Source organism: Dactylosporangium sp. NPDC051484 (genome assembly GCF_040689395.1).
Classification (GTDB): Bacteria; Actinomycetota; Actinomycetes; order Mycobacteriales; family Micromonosporaceae; genus Dactylosporangium.
Genome location: NZ_JBFAZX010000021.1, coordinates 24,417 through 39,620 on the forward strand (window position 1 = coordinate 24,417; position 15,204 = coordinate 39,620).

The following is a 15,204-nucleotide window of genomic DNA, read 5'->3' on the forward strand; positions in this document are numbered from 1 at the left end:
TCCGGAATGCACCATTACTCGTCATTTGATTACATCCGGTAATGCATGCATCTTGGTATGCTCCTGCCTGCGCGCGGGCGTGTCAAGGGGCTGTACTGCGTGAGGCTGATGCTCGTCAAGCGAGCGTTCACCTGAAGAACTCGTCTACTCACACACCGTGAGCGCGCGTGTAAAGCGGGTGATCACGCGACGCGGGTACGGCCGAGGAAGTACTTTCGATGGGTCTCGGCCTTTCGACTGTCATGCTCTGCCGTAGCCGGCCTGTTTGGCGCTCAGAGCTGCGGAAGTGCCTGTTTCCCCGCTGATGCTCGTGCTACGCCGGGCTACAGTCCCGCCCATCTGGCACGTCCGCCCCCAGACGGGCTAGGCCCCTGGCGCCACGCGCCCGAGGGCGCCTCGGGAATCCCGCTCCGCCTGCTCTGCGGCGGATCCGCGCGCACATCGAGCTAGGCGCACGGTTACGAAGCCTCACTCCTGCCCAAGAGGATCGCGTGCTAGGTCGCCAGCTCGCTGCCGCTGCGCGACGTCACGGTCAACCCGCGACTATGTCGGGCCAAGCCGCCTGCGCTGCCGTGACCAATCCCGCGTCGGGTCCCAGCTGCGACGGCCGTCTTTGTCGCCCCGCTCATAGCCGGTCATGTGCAAGCTGGAGGTAGACCTCGACCGACTCTCCCGCAGTGTCGAACCCGATACCAGAAGCTGCTCCGGCGCGGGCGCGATGATCAATACCGGCGGCGATGACGCCGATTTTGAAGTATGCCAGCGCGAGATGGAAGTTCCACGCAACGAGCGTCGCGCCTCCGACCTTCTCGTAGAGCCCAGCGAGCTCCGCGGGCCCTCGTAGCCGGGGGCTGGTCCAAGCGGCGGGCGAGCCAACGATCAGGTCGAAGACCGGATAGCGGTAGGCGCACATCATGGCTACGTCGGCCACCGGGTCGCCGATGGTGGACAGCTCCCAGTCCAGAACGGCAGCGATCCTGGGCGCCCTATCGGAATCGTTGGTAACGATGGTGTTGTCGATGCGATAGTCGCCATGAATGATCGCCGCCGATTGCTGGTCCGGCAGGCGGGCCATGAGTCCGGCGCTGACCTCGGACGCGAGGCGTTCGAGGCGCGGGTCGCCGACAATCTCCCACTGCCGCGCCCAGCGACCCACTTGACGCTCGGCGTACCGGTCCGGGCGACCGAATTCTTGCAGGCCGACCGCGACGTGGTCGATCTGGTGTAGGGCCGCGAGCGTCTCGACGAGTTCGACGGTGATGGCGTCCACGCTGGCGTCGTCAAGCGTGTCGAGCTCTGCTTGCGCTCGGATCGTGCGACCTTCGACCAACTCAGCCACGGCGAACGGCACACCGATGATGGACGTGTCATCGCACAGGGTCACGGCGCGCGGGACTGGTACGCAGGTTGTTGCTAGTGCGCGCGTGACTCGGTATTCCCGCGGGATGTCGTGCGCCGACGGTGTCTGCCCGGCCCTCGGTGGAGTCCGCATGACCCAGGATGACGTGCCGTCCGAGAGTCGGTATGTAAGGTTCGACCGACCACCCATGACTAACTCGGCGGTCAGCGAGCCCTCCACGGCGGCCCCAGCCGCCCTCAGCCGGTCGGCTACGGCGGCGAGTTGTGAGGGAGACAGTCGGACACTTGTTGGTGTCACGGTCCCCCCACAATCTGCCGGACCGCACGCTTGGAGATCGAGGCGCGGTGCACCTCGGATGGTCCGTCGTAGACCCGGAATGGGCGTAGCTCACGCGCCACTTTGGCAACCGGCAGTTCTGCCGAGACGCCGAGACCGCCACACAGCTGCATGGCCCGATCAGCAACCCGGCCCAGGGCTTCCGCCGCAAAAGTCTTGGCGATCGATGTTGACTTCGACGCGCGTTCGGCACTGTCGAGTTCGGCACACGCCACCATGAGCAGTGCTCTGGTGGCCGCCAGGTCGATCTCGTTGTCTGCGATGAGTAGCTGTGCCATGCCCAAGTCGGCCAACCGCGACCCGAAGACCCGCCGGCCCACGGCGTGCGCCACGGCGACCTCATGTGCCCGCCGCGCCGCGCCGAGCCACCGCATGACATGGGTCAAGCGGGCCGGGCCCAACCTTACCTGGGCATATCGAAATCCTTCGTCGACAGCGCCGAGCACGTCGGCGTCGGGCACGAAGAGGTTCGTGAACCTCACCTCGCAGTGGCCGCCGACCATCGACCGGTCCATCGTGCCGATGTGTCGAACGATCTCGATGCCGGGCGCGGCGGCGTTTGCCAGCAACATCGTCGCTCCGCGGGCATCGCCGGGTTCGCCGCTCGTACGGGCCATGATGATGAACAGGTCCGCGCCGTCCGCGCCGGTGATGAAGTGCTTACGACCGTTGACGGCGAAGCCGCCATCGACCTTCTCCGCCCGCGTGGTCAGTGCGGCCGGATCCGACCCTGCGCCAGGGGCCGGCTCGGTCATCGCAAACGCCGACCGCCACTCTCCGGCTACCAGCGGTCGCAGGTATTTCCGGCGCTGGGCGTCTGACGCGACGTGGTCCAGCAAGTGGATGTTGCCCTCGTCCGGCGCGTTGACGTTCATCGCCATCGGCCCGAACAGTGAGTAGCCTGCCTCCTCCAGAACCGGGGCACGTTGGCACATCGTCAGACCGAGCCCGCCGCAGTCGACCGGACCCTGCGGGGACAAGAGGCCCAGCAATCGTGCTCGAGCCTGCAGCCGCCTGCGGAGTTCCTCACCGCCTGCGGCTTCGACGTCGCCGTCGTACTCGTCGTCGATGGGAAGTACCTCAGACGTGATGAAGGCTCGTGTCGCTTCCACCAGCGACGCCACATCAGGCATCGATCGCCGCCTCCAATCATCCCGACCGAGCGATCGCTCGCTCGGTCAGGCTCTCATGTGAGGTCGCAAGGGTCAAGAGCCCATCCGCGCTACCCCCACCAGGCCATGAACCATGTCGAGGTACCTGCGTACCACCTCGTCGGGCGCCAGGGGCCCGTCGTCGCGGTACCACGTCGCAACTCCGACGCACAGCGTGGCCAGCGCGCGCGCGGCATCGTCCGGGTAAGGGGTGGTGAACACGCCAGCCTTGGAGCCGGCACGGATGACATCGGCCAACATCCGTTGCTGCTCGTCGCGCATACGCACGTAGCGGCCGCGGTTGGCGGGCTCCAGGCTACGCAACTCGGTTGAGGCAACGAATGCCTCGTTACGGCGGAACAGGTGGAACCGGAGCATGCACTCGACCAAGGCGTCCAGCTGTCCTTCCGGATTCGGTGGGGATGTCGACAACGCGGACCTGCTACGCGCCAGCAGGTCGTTCATCACCGCCTCCAGCAGCCCCATGAGGATGTCCTGCTTGGAGCGGAAGTGGTGATAGAGCCCCGGAACCGAGAGCCCCGCGCGGCCGGCGAGGTCCCGGACGCTGGTCCCCTCATATCCGTGCTCGACGAAGGCCTCCAGCGCAGTCTGAAGAATCCTCGGTAGCGGCGATGGGCCATAGTCACGCCAATTCACGTAGACCATCATGCCTGCCAGACCGGGAGTCGGCGCGAGGGCGTCCTGGCGATCCGTAGGTCCGCCGTGACGCGGTCCGGTGCCGACGACCGGTGCCGGGGCAGACGGACGGCGCCGTTGCCGCGCCGTTACGCCGGTGCGGCGTGTGCATGAGGTGCGACGGCATCGGTCCCGCCGAGTGCGGTCAAGCTAGGCCCGCGATGGCTGAACACCGTGGTGGCGGCCCTGTCGGTCATAGACAACGGCTATGACTGGGCTAGGCAGCTGGCGGGTACCGAACGGGGCCGACCAGGCGCAGCGTGGAGATGTGGCTATTCCTGTCCGCGAACTGAGGGCCGGCGACCGAGCCGTAGTGGGCTACGCTCCCGGGCTTCTGGTCGCTGTTGTACTGGCGGTCGTCGCTTTCCTGGTCGGCCGGCAGGCGCCGGTGGTCGGCTCGCCGGTCATCGGGATCGTCTGCGGTGTGATGGTCAGCGCCTTCGTCCGTCGGCATGCGTTGTTGCGCCCGGGGGTGTCGTTCGCGGGACGGACGGTGCTACAGGTCGCAGTCGTAGTCCTGGGCGCCCAATTGTCGCTGCGCCGGGTCGCGGATGTCGGGCTCGACTCGCTACCCGTCATGCTCGGCACGCTCGGTGTTTGTCTGGTGCTGGCTTACCTCGTCGGCCGGTGGATGGGCATCGAGCGGGACCTGCGCACTCTGATCGGGGTGGGTACCGCGATCTGTGGGGCGTCGGCGATCGCGGCAGTGAGCCCAGTAATCCGCGCCAAGCACGCTTCGGTGGCTTACGCGATCTCGACGATCTTCTTGTTCAACGTGGCGGCGGTGTTGGTGTTTCCGCCGCTCGGTCATCTGCTCGGGCTCGACCAGCATGCTTTCGGCCTGTTCGCCGGTACGGCCGTGAACGACACCTCGTCGGTGGTGGCCGTCGCGGCCAGCTACGGTGACGCAGCCAGCCAGGACGCGGTGGTAGTCAAGTTGACCCGAGCGTTAATGATCATACCGATATGTCTCGTTCTATCTGCGCTAGTACAGAGGCGGGACCGTCGGACGGCCCCACCGAGTGAGGGCCGGTTGATGGTCAAGGAACGGATGCTACGACGTGCGGTGCGGCTGGTGCCCTGGTTCCTTGTCGGCTTCCTGCTGATGGCTGCCGTCAATTCCGCCGGCATGATTCCGCCGTCAGCTCACGACGGTGTTCAGTCGGCTGCGCTGTTCCTCATCACGGTGGCCCTGACGGCTATCGGCATGTCAACCGACCTGGCTTCGCTGCGCCGGGCCGGGCATCGCCCACTGTTGCTCGGGCTCATGTTGTGGGTGGCGGTGGCGGCGACAAGCCTGCTACTGCAGATGGCCGGTCTGTGACAGGCTACGGCTGATGCTGCCATTGCCCTCCTGGACCCCAGACCTGCCCGCTCTGGACCTGTTGATCTCGATCGCCGAGCTGGGAAGCATCGGTCGCGCCGCTGCGGCCCACAACATCAGCCAACCAAGTGCGAGCAACCGCCTCGCGCGACTTGAGCGACAGGTCGGCGCCGCGCTGATTGCTCGTGGCGCCCGGGGCAGCGAGTTGACGTTCACCGGTGAAGCTGTCCTCGCCTGGGCCCGGCCGGTCGTGGAGTCGGCCCGACAGCTCGCCGACGGCATCGCAGCGCTGCGAGCCGATCGGTCGGCGCGATTGCGAATCGCGGCGAGCCTCACCGTTGCCGAGTACCTCGTGCCACGCTGGTTGCTACTGCTGCGCCGGTCCCATGCCGACCTGGTCACCTCCGTGGAAGTGATCAACAGCCACGGCGTGGTCGCGCAAGTCCGCCTCGGCGCGGTGGATGTCGGCTTCGTCGAAACGCCCGAACCTCCGAACGGCGTGCACTCAATCAACGTCGGCCGCGACAGGGTCACGCTGGTGGTGGCCGCCGAATACCCCCTGGCGAACAAGGCCGCCCGTCGACTGCCTCCGCGGGATGTACTTGACCATCCCCTGCTCCTGCGCGAGTCCGGCTCCGGCACACGTGACACCTTCCTATCGGCCCTCAGCGCCGTTCGGCAACCCGCACCCACACACACGGTCGAACTCGGTTCGACGGCGACCATCATCGCCACCGTCCTTGAGGGTGGCGGCGTTGGCGTCGTCAGCGCCAGAGCGGTGACGCGGGAACTCGCCGCCGGCAGCCTGGTTGAGCTGCACCTTGACGGAGTCGACCTACACCGCCCACTCCATGCCATCTGGACCAATCGACGTCCCGCCCCGCTGGCGGCCGAGCTGATCGACATAGCCCGCCAGACGCTCGAGAGGGCGGGGCAACGCCTGCCCGTCGGCGCGCAGCCGCGAAGAGGGGCAGTGCCCCGTGAAGTGGTGAGCTTTGAGCACGGCCGGCCCGGGGCCTGACCGGCCCGTCCCGCTCAGGCGCGACGGGCCGGATGCCGCACGGTCAGTGGCGGTGCTGCTCGTCGGTGAGCTTGAACGCGAGGCGGCCGTGGGCGTAGGCGCCCCCGGCGCGCAGCGCGGCCGCCACCCACGCGGCCTCGGCGAGCTCGGCCTGGGAGGCGCCCGCCTTCACTGCGAGGTTGGCGTGGCCGTCGATGCAGTATGCGCACTGCGTCGTCAGCGCCACGCCGAGCGCGATGAGCTCCCGATACTTCAACGGAATGGCGCGCCCTTCGGCGGCGAAGACCGCGCCCTCGAACTGGCTGAACGCCTGCAGGATGTCGGGGGTCTCCTGCTTGTACACCTTGGTGTAGGCCCGGTCCTCCGGGCTGAGGTAGTCAGTCATCGCCACGTCCGCTCTGCTGGCCTGTCGGGTAACTAACGTCGGTCATCGTAGCCCCTTACCGGCGCGGCGCGGGCCCGGCCCGGCCATGTCGATTGATGCCGAAGTTTCACTACAGGAACGTGGTAGCGCAACTGCGTTGTTCGGCCGGTCCCGCATTTCCATGCTGGATGCAGGCGGACGGAACCGTTTCCGTAGTGCGCCGCCACGGCGAAGGAGCCCGCATGACCCTCTCCACCACGATCAGCCCGCCGGCGCTCGACTCCGACGAGCTCGCCGGTGTGCTGGCGGCGATCGCCGCCGACGCCCGCCGGCGCCGCACCCAGGCACCGCACGAGCGCCCCGGCCTCGCCCTCGAACTGGTCCGCCGGCATCGCCTCGGCGCGGTCCGGGTGCCCTCCGCCGACGGCGGCGCCGGCTACACCAAGCGCGAGTCGTTCAGCCTGTTCATCCGGCTGGCCGAGGCAGACCCCGACGTCCCGCACATCCTGCGCCTGCACTACGGCTTCGTCGAGGAACTGCTACGCCACCACGACCGGTATGCCGACCGGCCGTGGCTGGCGCAGGTGCTCGACGGCAAGCTGTTCGGCGGGGCCGCCGCCGAACTGAACAACCGCGCCGGGGTCTACACCTACGACACGACCCTGGTGGCCGACGGCGACGCGTACCGGCTCAACGGCCGCAAGTTCTACAGCACCGGCAGTCTCTACTCCGACTATCTGCGGGTTACCGCGAACGACGCCGACGGCGGACAGGTCAGCGTGCTGATCCCGGCTGACCGCGACGGCGTGGAGCACGCCGACGACTGGGACGGCATCGGCCAGCGGCACACCGGCAGCGGCACCACCATCCTGGACAACGTCGTGGTGTACCCCGCCGAGCTGGCGCCGCTGCCAGCCGCGGCAGGCGGCCTCCGGCGTGGCGCCCACGCTCAGCTGCTGCTGCACGCCGTGGCCGCGGGCATCCTGCGCGAGTTGGCCGCGGACGCGGCCGAGCTGGTCCGTGGTCGCACCCGCTCGTACTCGTGGGGCAACCATGACGAGTCCCGCCACGACCCGCAGATCCTGCAGATCGTCGGCGAGCTCGCGGCGACGGCGTACGTGGTGGAGGCGGCGGTACTGGCAGCGGCCGACGCCCAGGAGCGCGCGGATGCCCACCAGCGCAGGCACGGCGAGCCGAGCGACGCACTGGAGCACGAGGCGTCGCTGCAGGCGTCGAAGGTGAAGGTCGGCGTCGAGGAGATCGCGCTGCGCGCGGCCGGTGCGCTCTTCGGCGCCGGTGGCGCCTCGGCCGCCCTCGCCTCGCACCACCTCGACCGGCACTGGCGCAACCTGCGCACCCTGTTCAACCACAACCCGACGGTGTTCAAGGCGCGCGCCGTGGGCGACGTCGTCGTCAACGGCGCGCAGCTGCCGTCCGTCGGCTACTTCTAGGCTCATCCGTTCACGCCACCGCGGAGATCTTCGAGGTGGGCAGTGCGTCGGCGGTCGAGGCGAATCCGCGGCTCGACCGCCACCGGCGCGACGCACGCGCGCCGTCGCATCACAAGGCCATCTGTCGGGAGCGTCAGCGGCTGAGCGGATCCCCCGGTTACGGGACGGTTATCCATATCTTACAGATGGGGATACTAGGATTATCCGATCCCGTGTGCCACCATTGTTCATTGTGAATCAGGTCGAACTCGTCGCTCGACGTCATGTGGACCTCATGCGCGCATGCAGCGCGATCTGTTGCGGCTGACCGTTTCCGGCGGCAACAGGATCACGGCGGCGCTTTCGGATCGCGGCTGCGATCCCTCGGCTGAGGCCCGAAAGGCCCATGAGGTCTGGATACTCACATGACAATGGCAAGTTCCGGTGGCGGTGCGTGATGCTCGACCTGCGGCGAATGATGCTCCTGTGCGACCTGGCCGACCTCGGCACGGTGACGGCCGTGGCGGAGCGGCGCAGCATCACCAGCTCCGCCGTCTCACAGCAGCTGCGAATTCTCGAGAAGGAAGCCGGTGCGGTCCTGTTCCGCCGGGACGGCCGGACGCTCGGCCTGACCCGCAGCGGTCAGGTGCTCGTCGAACATGTGCGCCGGGTGCTCGGCGCGGTCGACGAGGCGATCAGCGCCGTCGCGGCCACCTGCGGTGCCCCGTCCGGGCAGATCGCGATCGCGGCCTTCAACATGGGCATCCCCATGCTGGCCGCGCCGGTGGTGCGGCGGCTGAGCGCCGAGCACCCCGACCTGCACATCGAGGTACAGCAGGCGCCGAGTGCGACCGCCTTGCGGCTGCTGCGTCAGGGTGAGGTCGACGTAGCCATCACCTGCCGCTACGACTTCGACGGCGAGGAGTCGCTGGGCGGGCTCGCCAGCGAGCACCTGCTCTTCGAACCGCTGGTTCTCATGGCGCCGACCCAGCTACACCTGCGCATCCGCAAGCGGGGGCTGGTCGCGCTCGCCGACGAGCCGTGGATCACCGGCCCGCGGGAGTCCGGGCTCGGTGCCGCGGTCATGCGGGCCGGTCGCACGGCCGGATTCACGCCCCAGGTCAAGCACCGCCTCATCGGCGCCCAGAACATCTGCGACCTGGCGGCGACGGAGGTGGCGTCGGCCATCGTCCCGCGGCTGTCGGTCCCATCGCACCTGGAGGGCCTGATCGTCGACGACCTGGAGCTGGGCGGGCGGGCGATCAGCGCCGCGGCACGCGAGGGCCGGCGACGCGATCCGAACATCGCCCTGATCATGCAGTCGCTGCGCACGATCGCGAAGGGCACACTCCGCGCCCTGCGCGGCGCCCGGCTGGACCTCGTCTCCTGACGACCCCACGGCTCGGCAACGCCCGGTGGGACTGCCGCGCCCTACCATTGCGGTGTTGGCAGGCCCAGATGTGAGCGCAGGGTGCCGCCATCGTAAGCGTGACGATAGATGCCGCGCTTGCGCAGCAGCGGCACCACCTCGTCGACGAAGGCGGGAAGACCCTCCTCGACCACATCGAAGTGCAGGTTGAACCCGTCGACCGCGTCGGCGCGGAACCACTCCTCGAAGATGTCCGCCACCTTCTCCGGCGAACCGATGACGGCGAGATGTCCCACGCCGGTGCGCAGGATCTCGCGCAACGGCCGGCCGGTCCGGGCGACGTGGACGATGGAGTTCACGAAGCCCTCCGAGTCATCGCGCCGACGGGCCTCGACGTCGACCAGGTCGAGCGGGATCGGCGAGTCCAGGTCGAGCGCGGCGATCGGGATGCCGAGGCGCGCTGCGATGTGGCCGACGCCAACCGCGTCGGTGTCCGAGCCTTCGAGCTCGATCCGGTGGCGCAGTGCCTCCTCGTCGGTCGAGGCGAGCGTCAGCGCGGCGCCCGACAGGACGAGCAGACGCGGCCGGTCCGTTGCCCGTGCTGTGGCGGCGGCCGCGGCTCTGGCGCGGTACTCGAGCGCGGACTCCAGGGTCGGCGTCGAGACGAAGGCCGCGTCGGCGTACCGTGCGGCCAAAGCGATGCCCTCGGGAGAGCCGCCGGCTTGGAACAGCACCGGCAGCCCTTGCTCCGACGGCGGGACGGTGGCCCCGCCGTGCACCGTGAAGTAGGCGCCGTGGTGCTCGACGAGCCGGACCCCGCCGGGCCTGGTGAACACACCGGTCTGCTTGTCGGCGATGATCGCGTCGGGTGCCCAGGTGCGCCACAGATCGGCGACGACGTCGATGAATTCCGCGGCACGGGCGTACCGGTCCTGTTTGGACGGCAGCCGCGACAGCCCGAAGTTCGCCGCGATCTTCGGGTTGTAGCTGGTCACCACGTTCCAGCCGGCGCGTCCGTGCGACGCCCGGTCCAGGCTGGCGATGGAGCGTGCCAGGTTGTACGGATGGTTCCAGGTGGTTGAGATGGTCGGCACCAGTCCGATCCACCGGGTGTGCTGCGCCGCGGTCGCCAGCGCGACGATCGGGTCGAGGCGCAGTGGCGCCGGGGACGTCTCCCAACCCGGGTGCAGCGTCGGCTGGTCGTTGAGGAACAGCGCGTCGAAGAGGCCGCGCTCGGCCTCGACGGCGATCCGGGCGTAGAACTCGCCGGTGGCCGAGGAGAGCGGGTCGATCCCGGCGCGCCGCCAGCCATACGGGCTCGATCCGAGCGGCGGGGCGTTGAGCCCGAGATGCAGTCTGCGTCCGTTCGTCATGTTGTCGGGTGTCTCCTATTCGTCGGAGTCCAGCACGCCCCGAGCGGCTCAGCGACGCTTCGCACGGGCGTAGGTCTCGAAGTGGGCGGCACGGACGACCGGGGCGAGGCCGCGAACCTGGAAGAAGACGGCGGCACGCGCGCGGACCTGAGCGATGTCGCCGTCCAGCAGGCCGGCGCCGCCGCGCGCCACGACGCCGGCGGTGGTGGCCCGCACGGCGATCTCGTCGAGCACGGCACGCCAGTGCGGATCCGGAAGTACGGTGGCGGCCGCATGCTCGAGCTCCTCGGAGAGCGCCAGCAGCGACGGCTCTGCGGGGTGGCGGCGCAGGGCGTCGTCGAGCGCGGCGCGGGCCAGGCCGTACGGGCCCACCGGCGCCAGCACCGGCACATCGGCCGGATCGACATCCGGATCGATCTGCTGGGCGCGGCGCACCTCGAGGCTGACCACGCCGTCGCGGGACTTCCATTCGGCGACCGGGACGACCTCGGTGACGTACGCGTCGGACAGGAGATAGCCCTCCAGCGTCAGCTCCGCGGTGCGCGAACCGTAGACCGCGGTCAGCGGCAGCACCCGGCCGGTGATCCCGGAGTGGTGCAGGTCGGCGATGCCGAACACGTACTCCTCACGCGCCTCGTCGACCGCGCCCAGCCACAGCACGTCGGTCAGGCCCCAGCCGGAATGCCATCCGATCACGCCGTCGATCCGGTAGCCGCCGGGCACCCTGGTGGCCACCGTGCCCCGGCGCTGCGGCCAGGACCGGACGTGGCCCATACCCGCCCCGCCGAACAGCTCACCGGAGGCCAGCTTCGGCAGCAGCGCCAGGGTCTGCGGGGTGCCGGCCCCGATCGCGGGCGCGACCGGGGCGCCGTGCTGGGTGACGATGGTCGCCGTCGACGGATCGGCGCCGAACAGCAGGTTGTCAGCGGCGGCCTTCACCTCCGGGGGAATCTCGACCCCGCCGTACTGCTCGGGGACGAACCACCGGTAATAGCCGACCTCGCGCAGGGCCTCGAGGTGCGAGCGCGGCACCTCGGTGCGGTCGACCTGCGCGGCGACCGGTGCGAGCACCTCCTCGACGACCCGGGCGAACTCCCGGTACGCCGGGTGCGACCTCGGGTGGGCCGACGTGTTGACGGTCATCGGGAACCTCCTTGCGACGTGACACGAGCCGGCTCCCGACGGAGCCCAGCCAGGATGGGAAGCGTGAGCAGCGCGGCGGCGATGCCCAGCAGGCCGTAGCCGAGCAGGTCGACGACCACACCGGCGGCAAGGCCGGCGATCCCGCCGGCCGCGGCGGTGAGCAGGTCGGCGGTGCCCTGCACCGCCACGCGGACGTCGACGGGGACGTGGTCGCTCAACAGGCTGGAGCCGGCGATGAGCCCCATCGTCGACCCGACACCGAGACTGCCCATCGAAAGAAACATGATGGGCACACTGTGGCCGGCGGCCAGCGACGACACGCTGGCGGCGATCATGACCCAGGCACCGGTGCGCAGTGCCGCGCGCCGGCCGCGCCGGTCGGCGTAACGGCCCGCGAGGGGGCTGAATGCGTACATGCCGACCAGGTGGACGGAGAGCACGAGCGGGCCGAGCACCTCGTGGTGCTGGTGCTTCATCACCACCGGCGCCATCGCCATCAGCCCGATCATCACGAGCTGGGTGAGGATCATGGATACGAGGCCCAGGCGGGCGTTCGGCGATCGCCGGATCGCTGCCAGTGCGACGCGCAGGCTGAGCGGGCGGTCGAGCCCGGCAGTGCCCTGTGCCGCCTGCAGCACCAGCAGTGGGTCGGGGCGCAGCCGTAGCGCGACGTTGATCATCGAGCCGGTGAACAGCAGCGCGCTCAGCAGCCAGGGACCGGAATACTTCTGCAGGCCGAACGCCATGCCAGCGTGCTCCGCAGGCACGATCAGCAGCGGGCCGAGCACGGCGCCGAAGGTCGAGGCGAACAGGATCCGCCCCATCGCCGCACCCCGGCGATCCGGCGCGGCGAGGTCGGTGGCGGCGTAGCGCGCGAGCAGGTTGGTGGCGGTGCCCGCACCGAACAGGAGCAGGCCGGCGAGGAAGACCGGCAGCAGCGACGTCTCGACGCCGGCGAAGGCGAGCAGGCTTCCGATCGTGGCGAGGCCGTACCCGAGCTGCATGCCGGCCCGCCGGCCGCGCCGGCGCATCACTCGCGACAGTGCTTGCGCCATCGTCGCCGCGCCCAGGGTGACGCAGGCGCCGGCGAGCCCCAGCCACGGGGTGTCCACGCCGACGATGTCCTCGACGACGTAGATTCCGACGGTGATCGCGGATCCGAGCCCGGCCGCGCCGGCGACCTGCCCGGCCGTGAGCACACGAAGTGCACGTCGCTGCAGGTCCGCAGGGATCGTCGTCATGGCGTCGCCGGAAGGTTGGCGCCGGGGTACCTCGTCTTCAGGAACTCCGCCAGCTCAGGACTCTCCAGGGCGTGGGCGAGTGCGAGCACACGGGGGTCGCCGGCCAGACGGGACGGTGCGACGAGCACGTGCGCCCAGGGATTGCCGGGGCCGGGCTCGACGGCGAGCGCGTCCTTGGCCGGGTTCAGCCCCAGCGTCGCCGCCTGTCGCGGGTTGAGCACGATGGCGTCGTACTGCTGGTAGACCTCCCGCAGGTGGACGTCGGAGTGCAGGCCCAGCAGCGAAAGGTGGCGCAGCGAATCCTTGACGTTGGCCTCGGTGATCGACAGGTCCATCGGGGCGGTGCCGCCGAACGGACGGTCCAGCCGCACCAGCTTGGCGCTCTGCAGCAGGTACAGGCCACGGGCGAAGCCCTCGTCGTCGCCTGGCAGGACGACCTTGGAGCCGTGCGGGAGGCTCTCGCCGTGGACCTCGTCCTCGACGATGCCCGCGTTGACCCACGACTGGGTTTCCGTGACGTCCTTCCACTTCGAGGAGTACAGCGCGTACGGAATGACGTTGACCTTGGCCACGACGTTCAGTGAGGGGAACGCGGCCCTGCCCGCCTCGAACGCCGGGCCCTCCTGATCGAAGACGAGGTCGGCGTCGCCGGCCTCGACCTTCTGACCGGCGTTCGTGGGCGCGTCGGCCAGTTGGACCTTCGCCGGCTGCGGCAGCAGATGGTCGACGGCGTACTGCAGGATCTCGCGGTAGTCGCCGGGCCCGACGTAGACGAGCAGCGTGTCCGCGTCGGCGCGGGTGGTGCTCTGGTACGTGACGTCGGTGCGCGACCCGCAGGCCGCCAGGCCGGCGAGAACGAGAAGGCCGGCGAGGATGCGTCGCATGGTTGTTCCTCTCAGCGCACGTCGTAGCGGAAGGAAGCGACCCGAGGGCCGGCCGGGGTGGTGAAGGTGACGGTCACCTGCCAGTTGCCGCGGACCGGCACGACGAGATCGCGGCTGCTCCACCGGACGCCCCGGCCGGTGCGCTGGGCGGCGTCGAAGCGGACCGGCAGGCGGGCGACGTTGGCCGCTTCGGAGGACAGGTCCACGGACAGCGCGGACTCACGGGCCGACTCGACGATCAGCTGTTGCGGGCCACGGCGCGTGGACGGGATGGAGATGTCGAGGACCGCGCCGCCGCCGAAGTTCACCGTCGTGTGTACCGGCGGGTCGTAGCTGGCGCTGGCCGGCGCGACCGACGAAAGGACGCCCGTGGCGCCGAAGACGGTCGTCGCCAGGAGCAGTTCAGCGCCGACGAGCCGGACGCCGCCGGGCCGGGCGAGGCGGCGATATACCACCGCGGCGGTGGCGAGGGCCATCGCCACCAGGGCAACCTTGACCATCAACGCTTTGCCGTAGGCCGTGGTGAGCAGAGCCTCGGGGGCCGGGACGCGCAGCAGCCCGAGCCCCGCCCCGGTGCCCGCCGCCAGCGCCACATGCGCCAGCGCATAGCGATGCCACGTCGCGAGCGGGACGTCCCGGTGCAGCTCCACCGCGATCACCACCACACCGCCCAGCCAGGCGAGGATGGCGTACACGTGCAGTGCGGTCAATGCCAGCGGCAGCGGGAACAGCGCCGGGTCGGCGCCGTGCCCGCCGTACGTCACGGCCAGGACCGTGGCCACGGCGGCGCCCACGCCGACGAGCCGCGAGCGCGGCAGGTTCAGATGCAGCAGCAGCGCCCCGAGCGCGATCAGTGCCGAGAGCCCGAAGCCGCCGGTGACGTCCAGCGCGCCGCTCGAGATCCGGGTGAAGCCGCCGGAGCGGTGCACGGCGTCGACGACGAGGCGGCTGGTCAGGCCGGCGACGAGGAGGATGCCGCCCCAGCGGACGACGAGCTGCCATCGGCGCCGCTCGCGCAGGTGGGGCCAGAGACACGCGGTCGTCACCAGCACCCCGGCGGACGAGACGGCGCCGAGGTAGGTCAGCAGCTTGGCGGCGTACGAAACGATCCGGTCGCCGATGCCGGTGGCCTCCGTGCGGTGAGCCGTGATCAACCCGTCGGCCGCGCCGACAGTGAACGCGGCCGACACCGACACCACATGCGTGTCCACCGACAACAGTCGCGCGGTCGCCAGGAAGGAACCGTCCGGCAGTGCCCTGGCGAGCCACACCGTCACCACAGTGCGGTCCGCGCTCAGCTCGGCCCGGGCGATCTCGTACCGTCTGCCGTCCTGATCGACGACCTGCGGTGACCCCGCCACCACCGACACGGCCTCGCTGAGGGTGAACGCGACGAGCGCCGGTCCCGAGTCGAGGTGGCCGCCGTCGGTGGGCGTCGTGCTGACCAGGGTCGCGTGGGCCCACGCGGGCGCGGGCCACAGCACGATCCCCATGACCGCCAGTACGATCACC

13 protein-coding genes are annotated in these 15,204 nt (G+C 69.6%); 4 read left to right on the forward strand and 9 right to left on the reverse strand.

Going from position 1 to position 15,204, the window contains the following annotated elements:
- Positions 1-625: 625 nt before the first annotated feature.
- The 3 genes from AB0367_RS27480 to AB0367_RS27490 form a co-directional block, all read right to left on the reverse strand.
- Positions 626-1,549, reverse strand: coding sequence for a phosphotransferase family protein (locus AB0367_RS27480; protein WP_366229434.1), 924 nt, complete (start codon positions 1,547-1,549; stop codon positions 626-628).
- Positions 1,550-1,653: 104 nt separating this feature from the next.
- On the reverse strand, positions 1,654-2,829 hold the full coding sequence (locus AB0367_RS27485) for an acyl-CoA dehydrogenase family protein (protein WP_366229326.1): 1,176 nt from the start codon (positions 2,827-2,829) through the stop codon (positions 1,654-1,656).
- A gap of 72 nt (positions 2,830-2,901) precedes the next feature.
- Complete coding sequence (locus AB0367_RS27490; protein WP_366229327.1) at positions 2,902-3,516, reverse strand: TetR/AcrR family transcriptional regulator; 615 nt, start codon at positions 3,514-3,516, stop codon at positions 2,902-2,904.
- Between the two features lie 340 nt (positions 3,517-3,856).
- Here AB0367_RS27490 and AB0367_RS27495 point away from each other — a divergent pair, with 340 nt between their 5' ends.
- Positions 3,857-4,867, forward strand: coding sequence for a putative sulfate exporter family transporter (locus tag AB0367_RS27495; protein ID WP_366229328.1), 1,011 nt, complete (start codon positions 3,857-3,859; stop codon positions 4,865-4,867).
- 13 nt (positions 4,868-4,880) lie between these two features.
- A complete protein-coding gene (locus tag AB0367_RS27500) occupies positions 4,881-5,888 on the forward strand; it encodes a LysR substrate-binding domain-containing protein (RefSeq protein ID WP_366229330.1) in 1,008 nt (335 codons plus the stop codon).
- A gap of 43 nt (positions 5,889-5,931) precedes the next feature.
- On the opposite strand, the gene AB0367_RS27505 is transcribed toward AB0367_RS27500, so the two are convergent.
- The gene (locus AB0367_RS27505) at positions 5,932-6,273 is read right to left on the reverse strand and encodes a carboxymuconolactone decarboxylase family protein (RefSeq protein WP_366229331.1); all 342 of its coding nucleotides are present in this window, start codon (positions 6,271-6,273) and stop codon (positions 5,932-5,934) included.
- 221 nt (positions 6,274-6,494) lie between these two features.
- On the opposite strand from AB0367_RS27505, the gene AB0367_RS27510 reads away from it, so the two are divergent.
- Together AB0367_RS27510 and AB0367_RS27515 are read left to right on the forward strand one after the other, a co-directional pair.
- On the forward strand, positions 6,495-7,703 hold the full coding sequence (locus AB0367_RS27510; RefSeq protein ID WP_366229332.1) for an acyl-CoA dehydrogenase family protein: 1,209 nt from the start codon (positions 6,495-6,497) through the stop codon (positions 7,701-7,703).
- A gap of 436 nt (positions 7,704-8,139) precedes the next feature.
- Positions 8,140-9,072 carry a LysR family transcriptional regulator gene (locus tag AB0367_RS27515; protein WP_366229435.1) on the forward strand — a complete coding sequence of 311 codons (933 nt, stop codon included), beginning with the start codon at positions 8,140-8,142 and terminating at the stop codon, positions 9,070-9,072.
- Between the two features lie 41 nt (positions 9,073-9,113).
- Here the strand turns inward: AB0367_RS27515 and AB0367_RS27520 are convergent, their stop codons facing one another.
- The 5 genes from AB0367_RS27520 to AB0367_RS27540 are packed head-to-tail and all read right to left on the reverse strand — an operon-like array spanning position 9,114 to position 15,203.
- A complete protein-coding gene (locus AB0367_RS27520) occupies positions 9,114-10,424 on the reverse strand; it encodes an NtaA/DmoA family FMN-dependent monooxygenase (protein WP_366229333.1) in 1,311 nt (436 codons plus the stop codon).
- 48 nt (positions 10,425-10,472) lie between these two features.
- Entirely contained in the window at positions 10,473-11,567 is a 1,095-nt protein-coding gene (locus tag AB0367_RS27525; RefSeq protein WP_366229334.1) for an acyl-CoA dehydrogenase family protein, read from the reverse strand.
- Positions 11,564-12,808 (reverse strand): MFS transporter, encoded by a 1,245-nt coding sequence (locus tag AB0367_RS27530; RefSeq protein ID WP_366229335.1) that lies wholly within the window; start codon positions 12,806-12,808, stop codon positions 11,564-11,566. The genes AB0367_RS27525 and AB0367_RS27530 overlap by 4 nt, the downstream gene beginning before the upstream one ends.
- Complete coding sequence (locus tag AB0367_RS27535; RefSeq protein WP_366229336.1) at positions 12,805-13,692, reverse strand: MetQ/NlpA family ABC transporter substrate-binding protein; 888 nt, start codon at positions 13,690-13,692, stop codon at positions 12,805-12,807. The genes AB0367_RS27530 and AB0367_RS27535 overlap by 4 nt, the downstream gene beginning before the upstream one ends.
- Positions 13,693-13,703: 11 nt before the next feature.
- Entirely contained in the window at positions 13,704-15,203 is a 1,500-nt protein-coding gene (locus AB0367_RS27540) for a copper resistance protein CopC (RefSeq protein ID WP_366229337.1), read from the reverse strand.
- Position 15,204 lies beyond the last annotated feature (1 nt).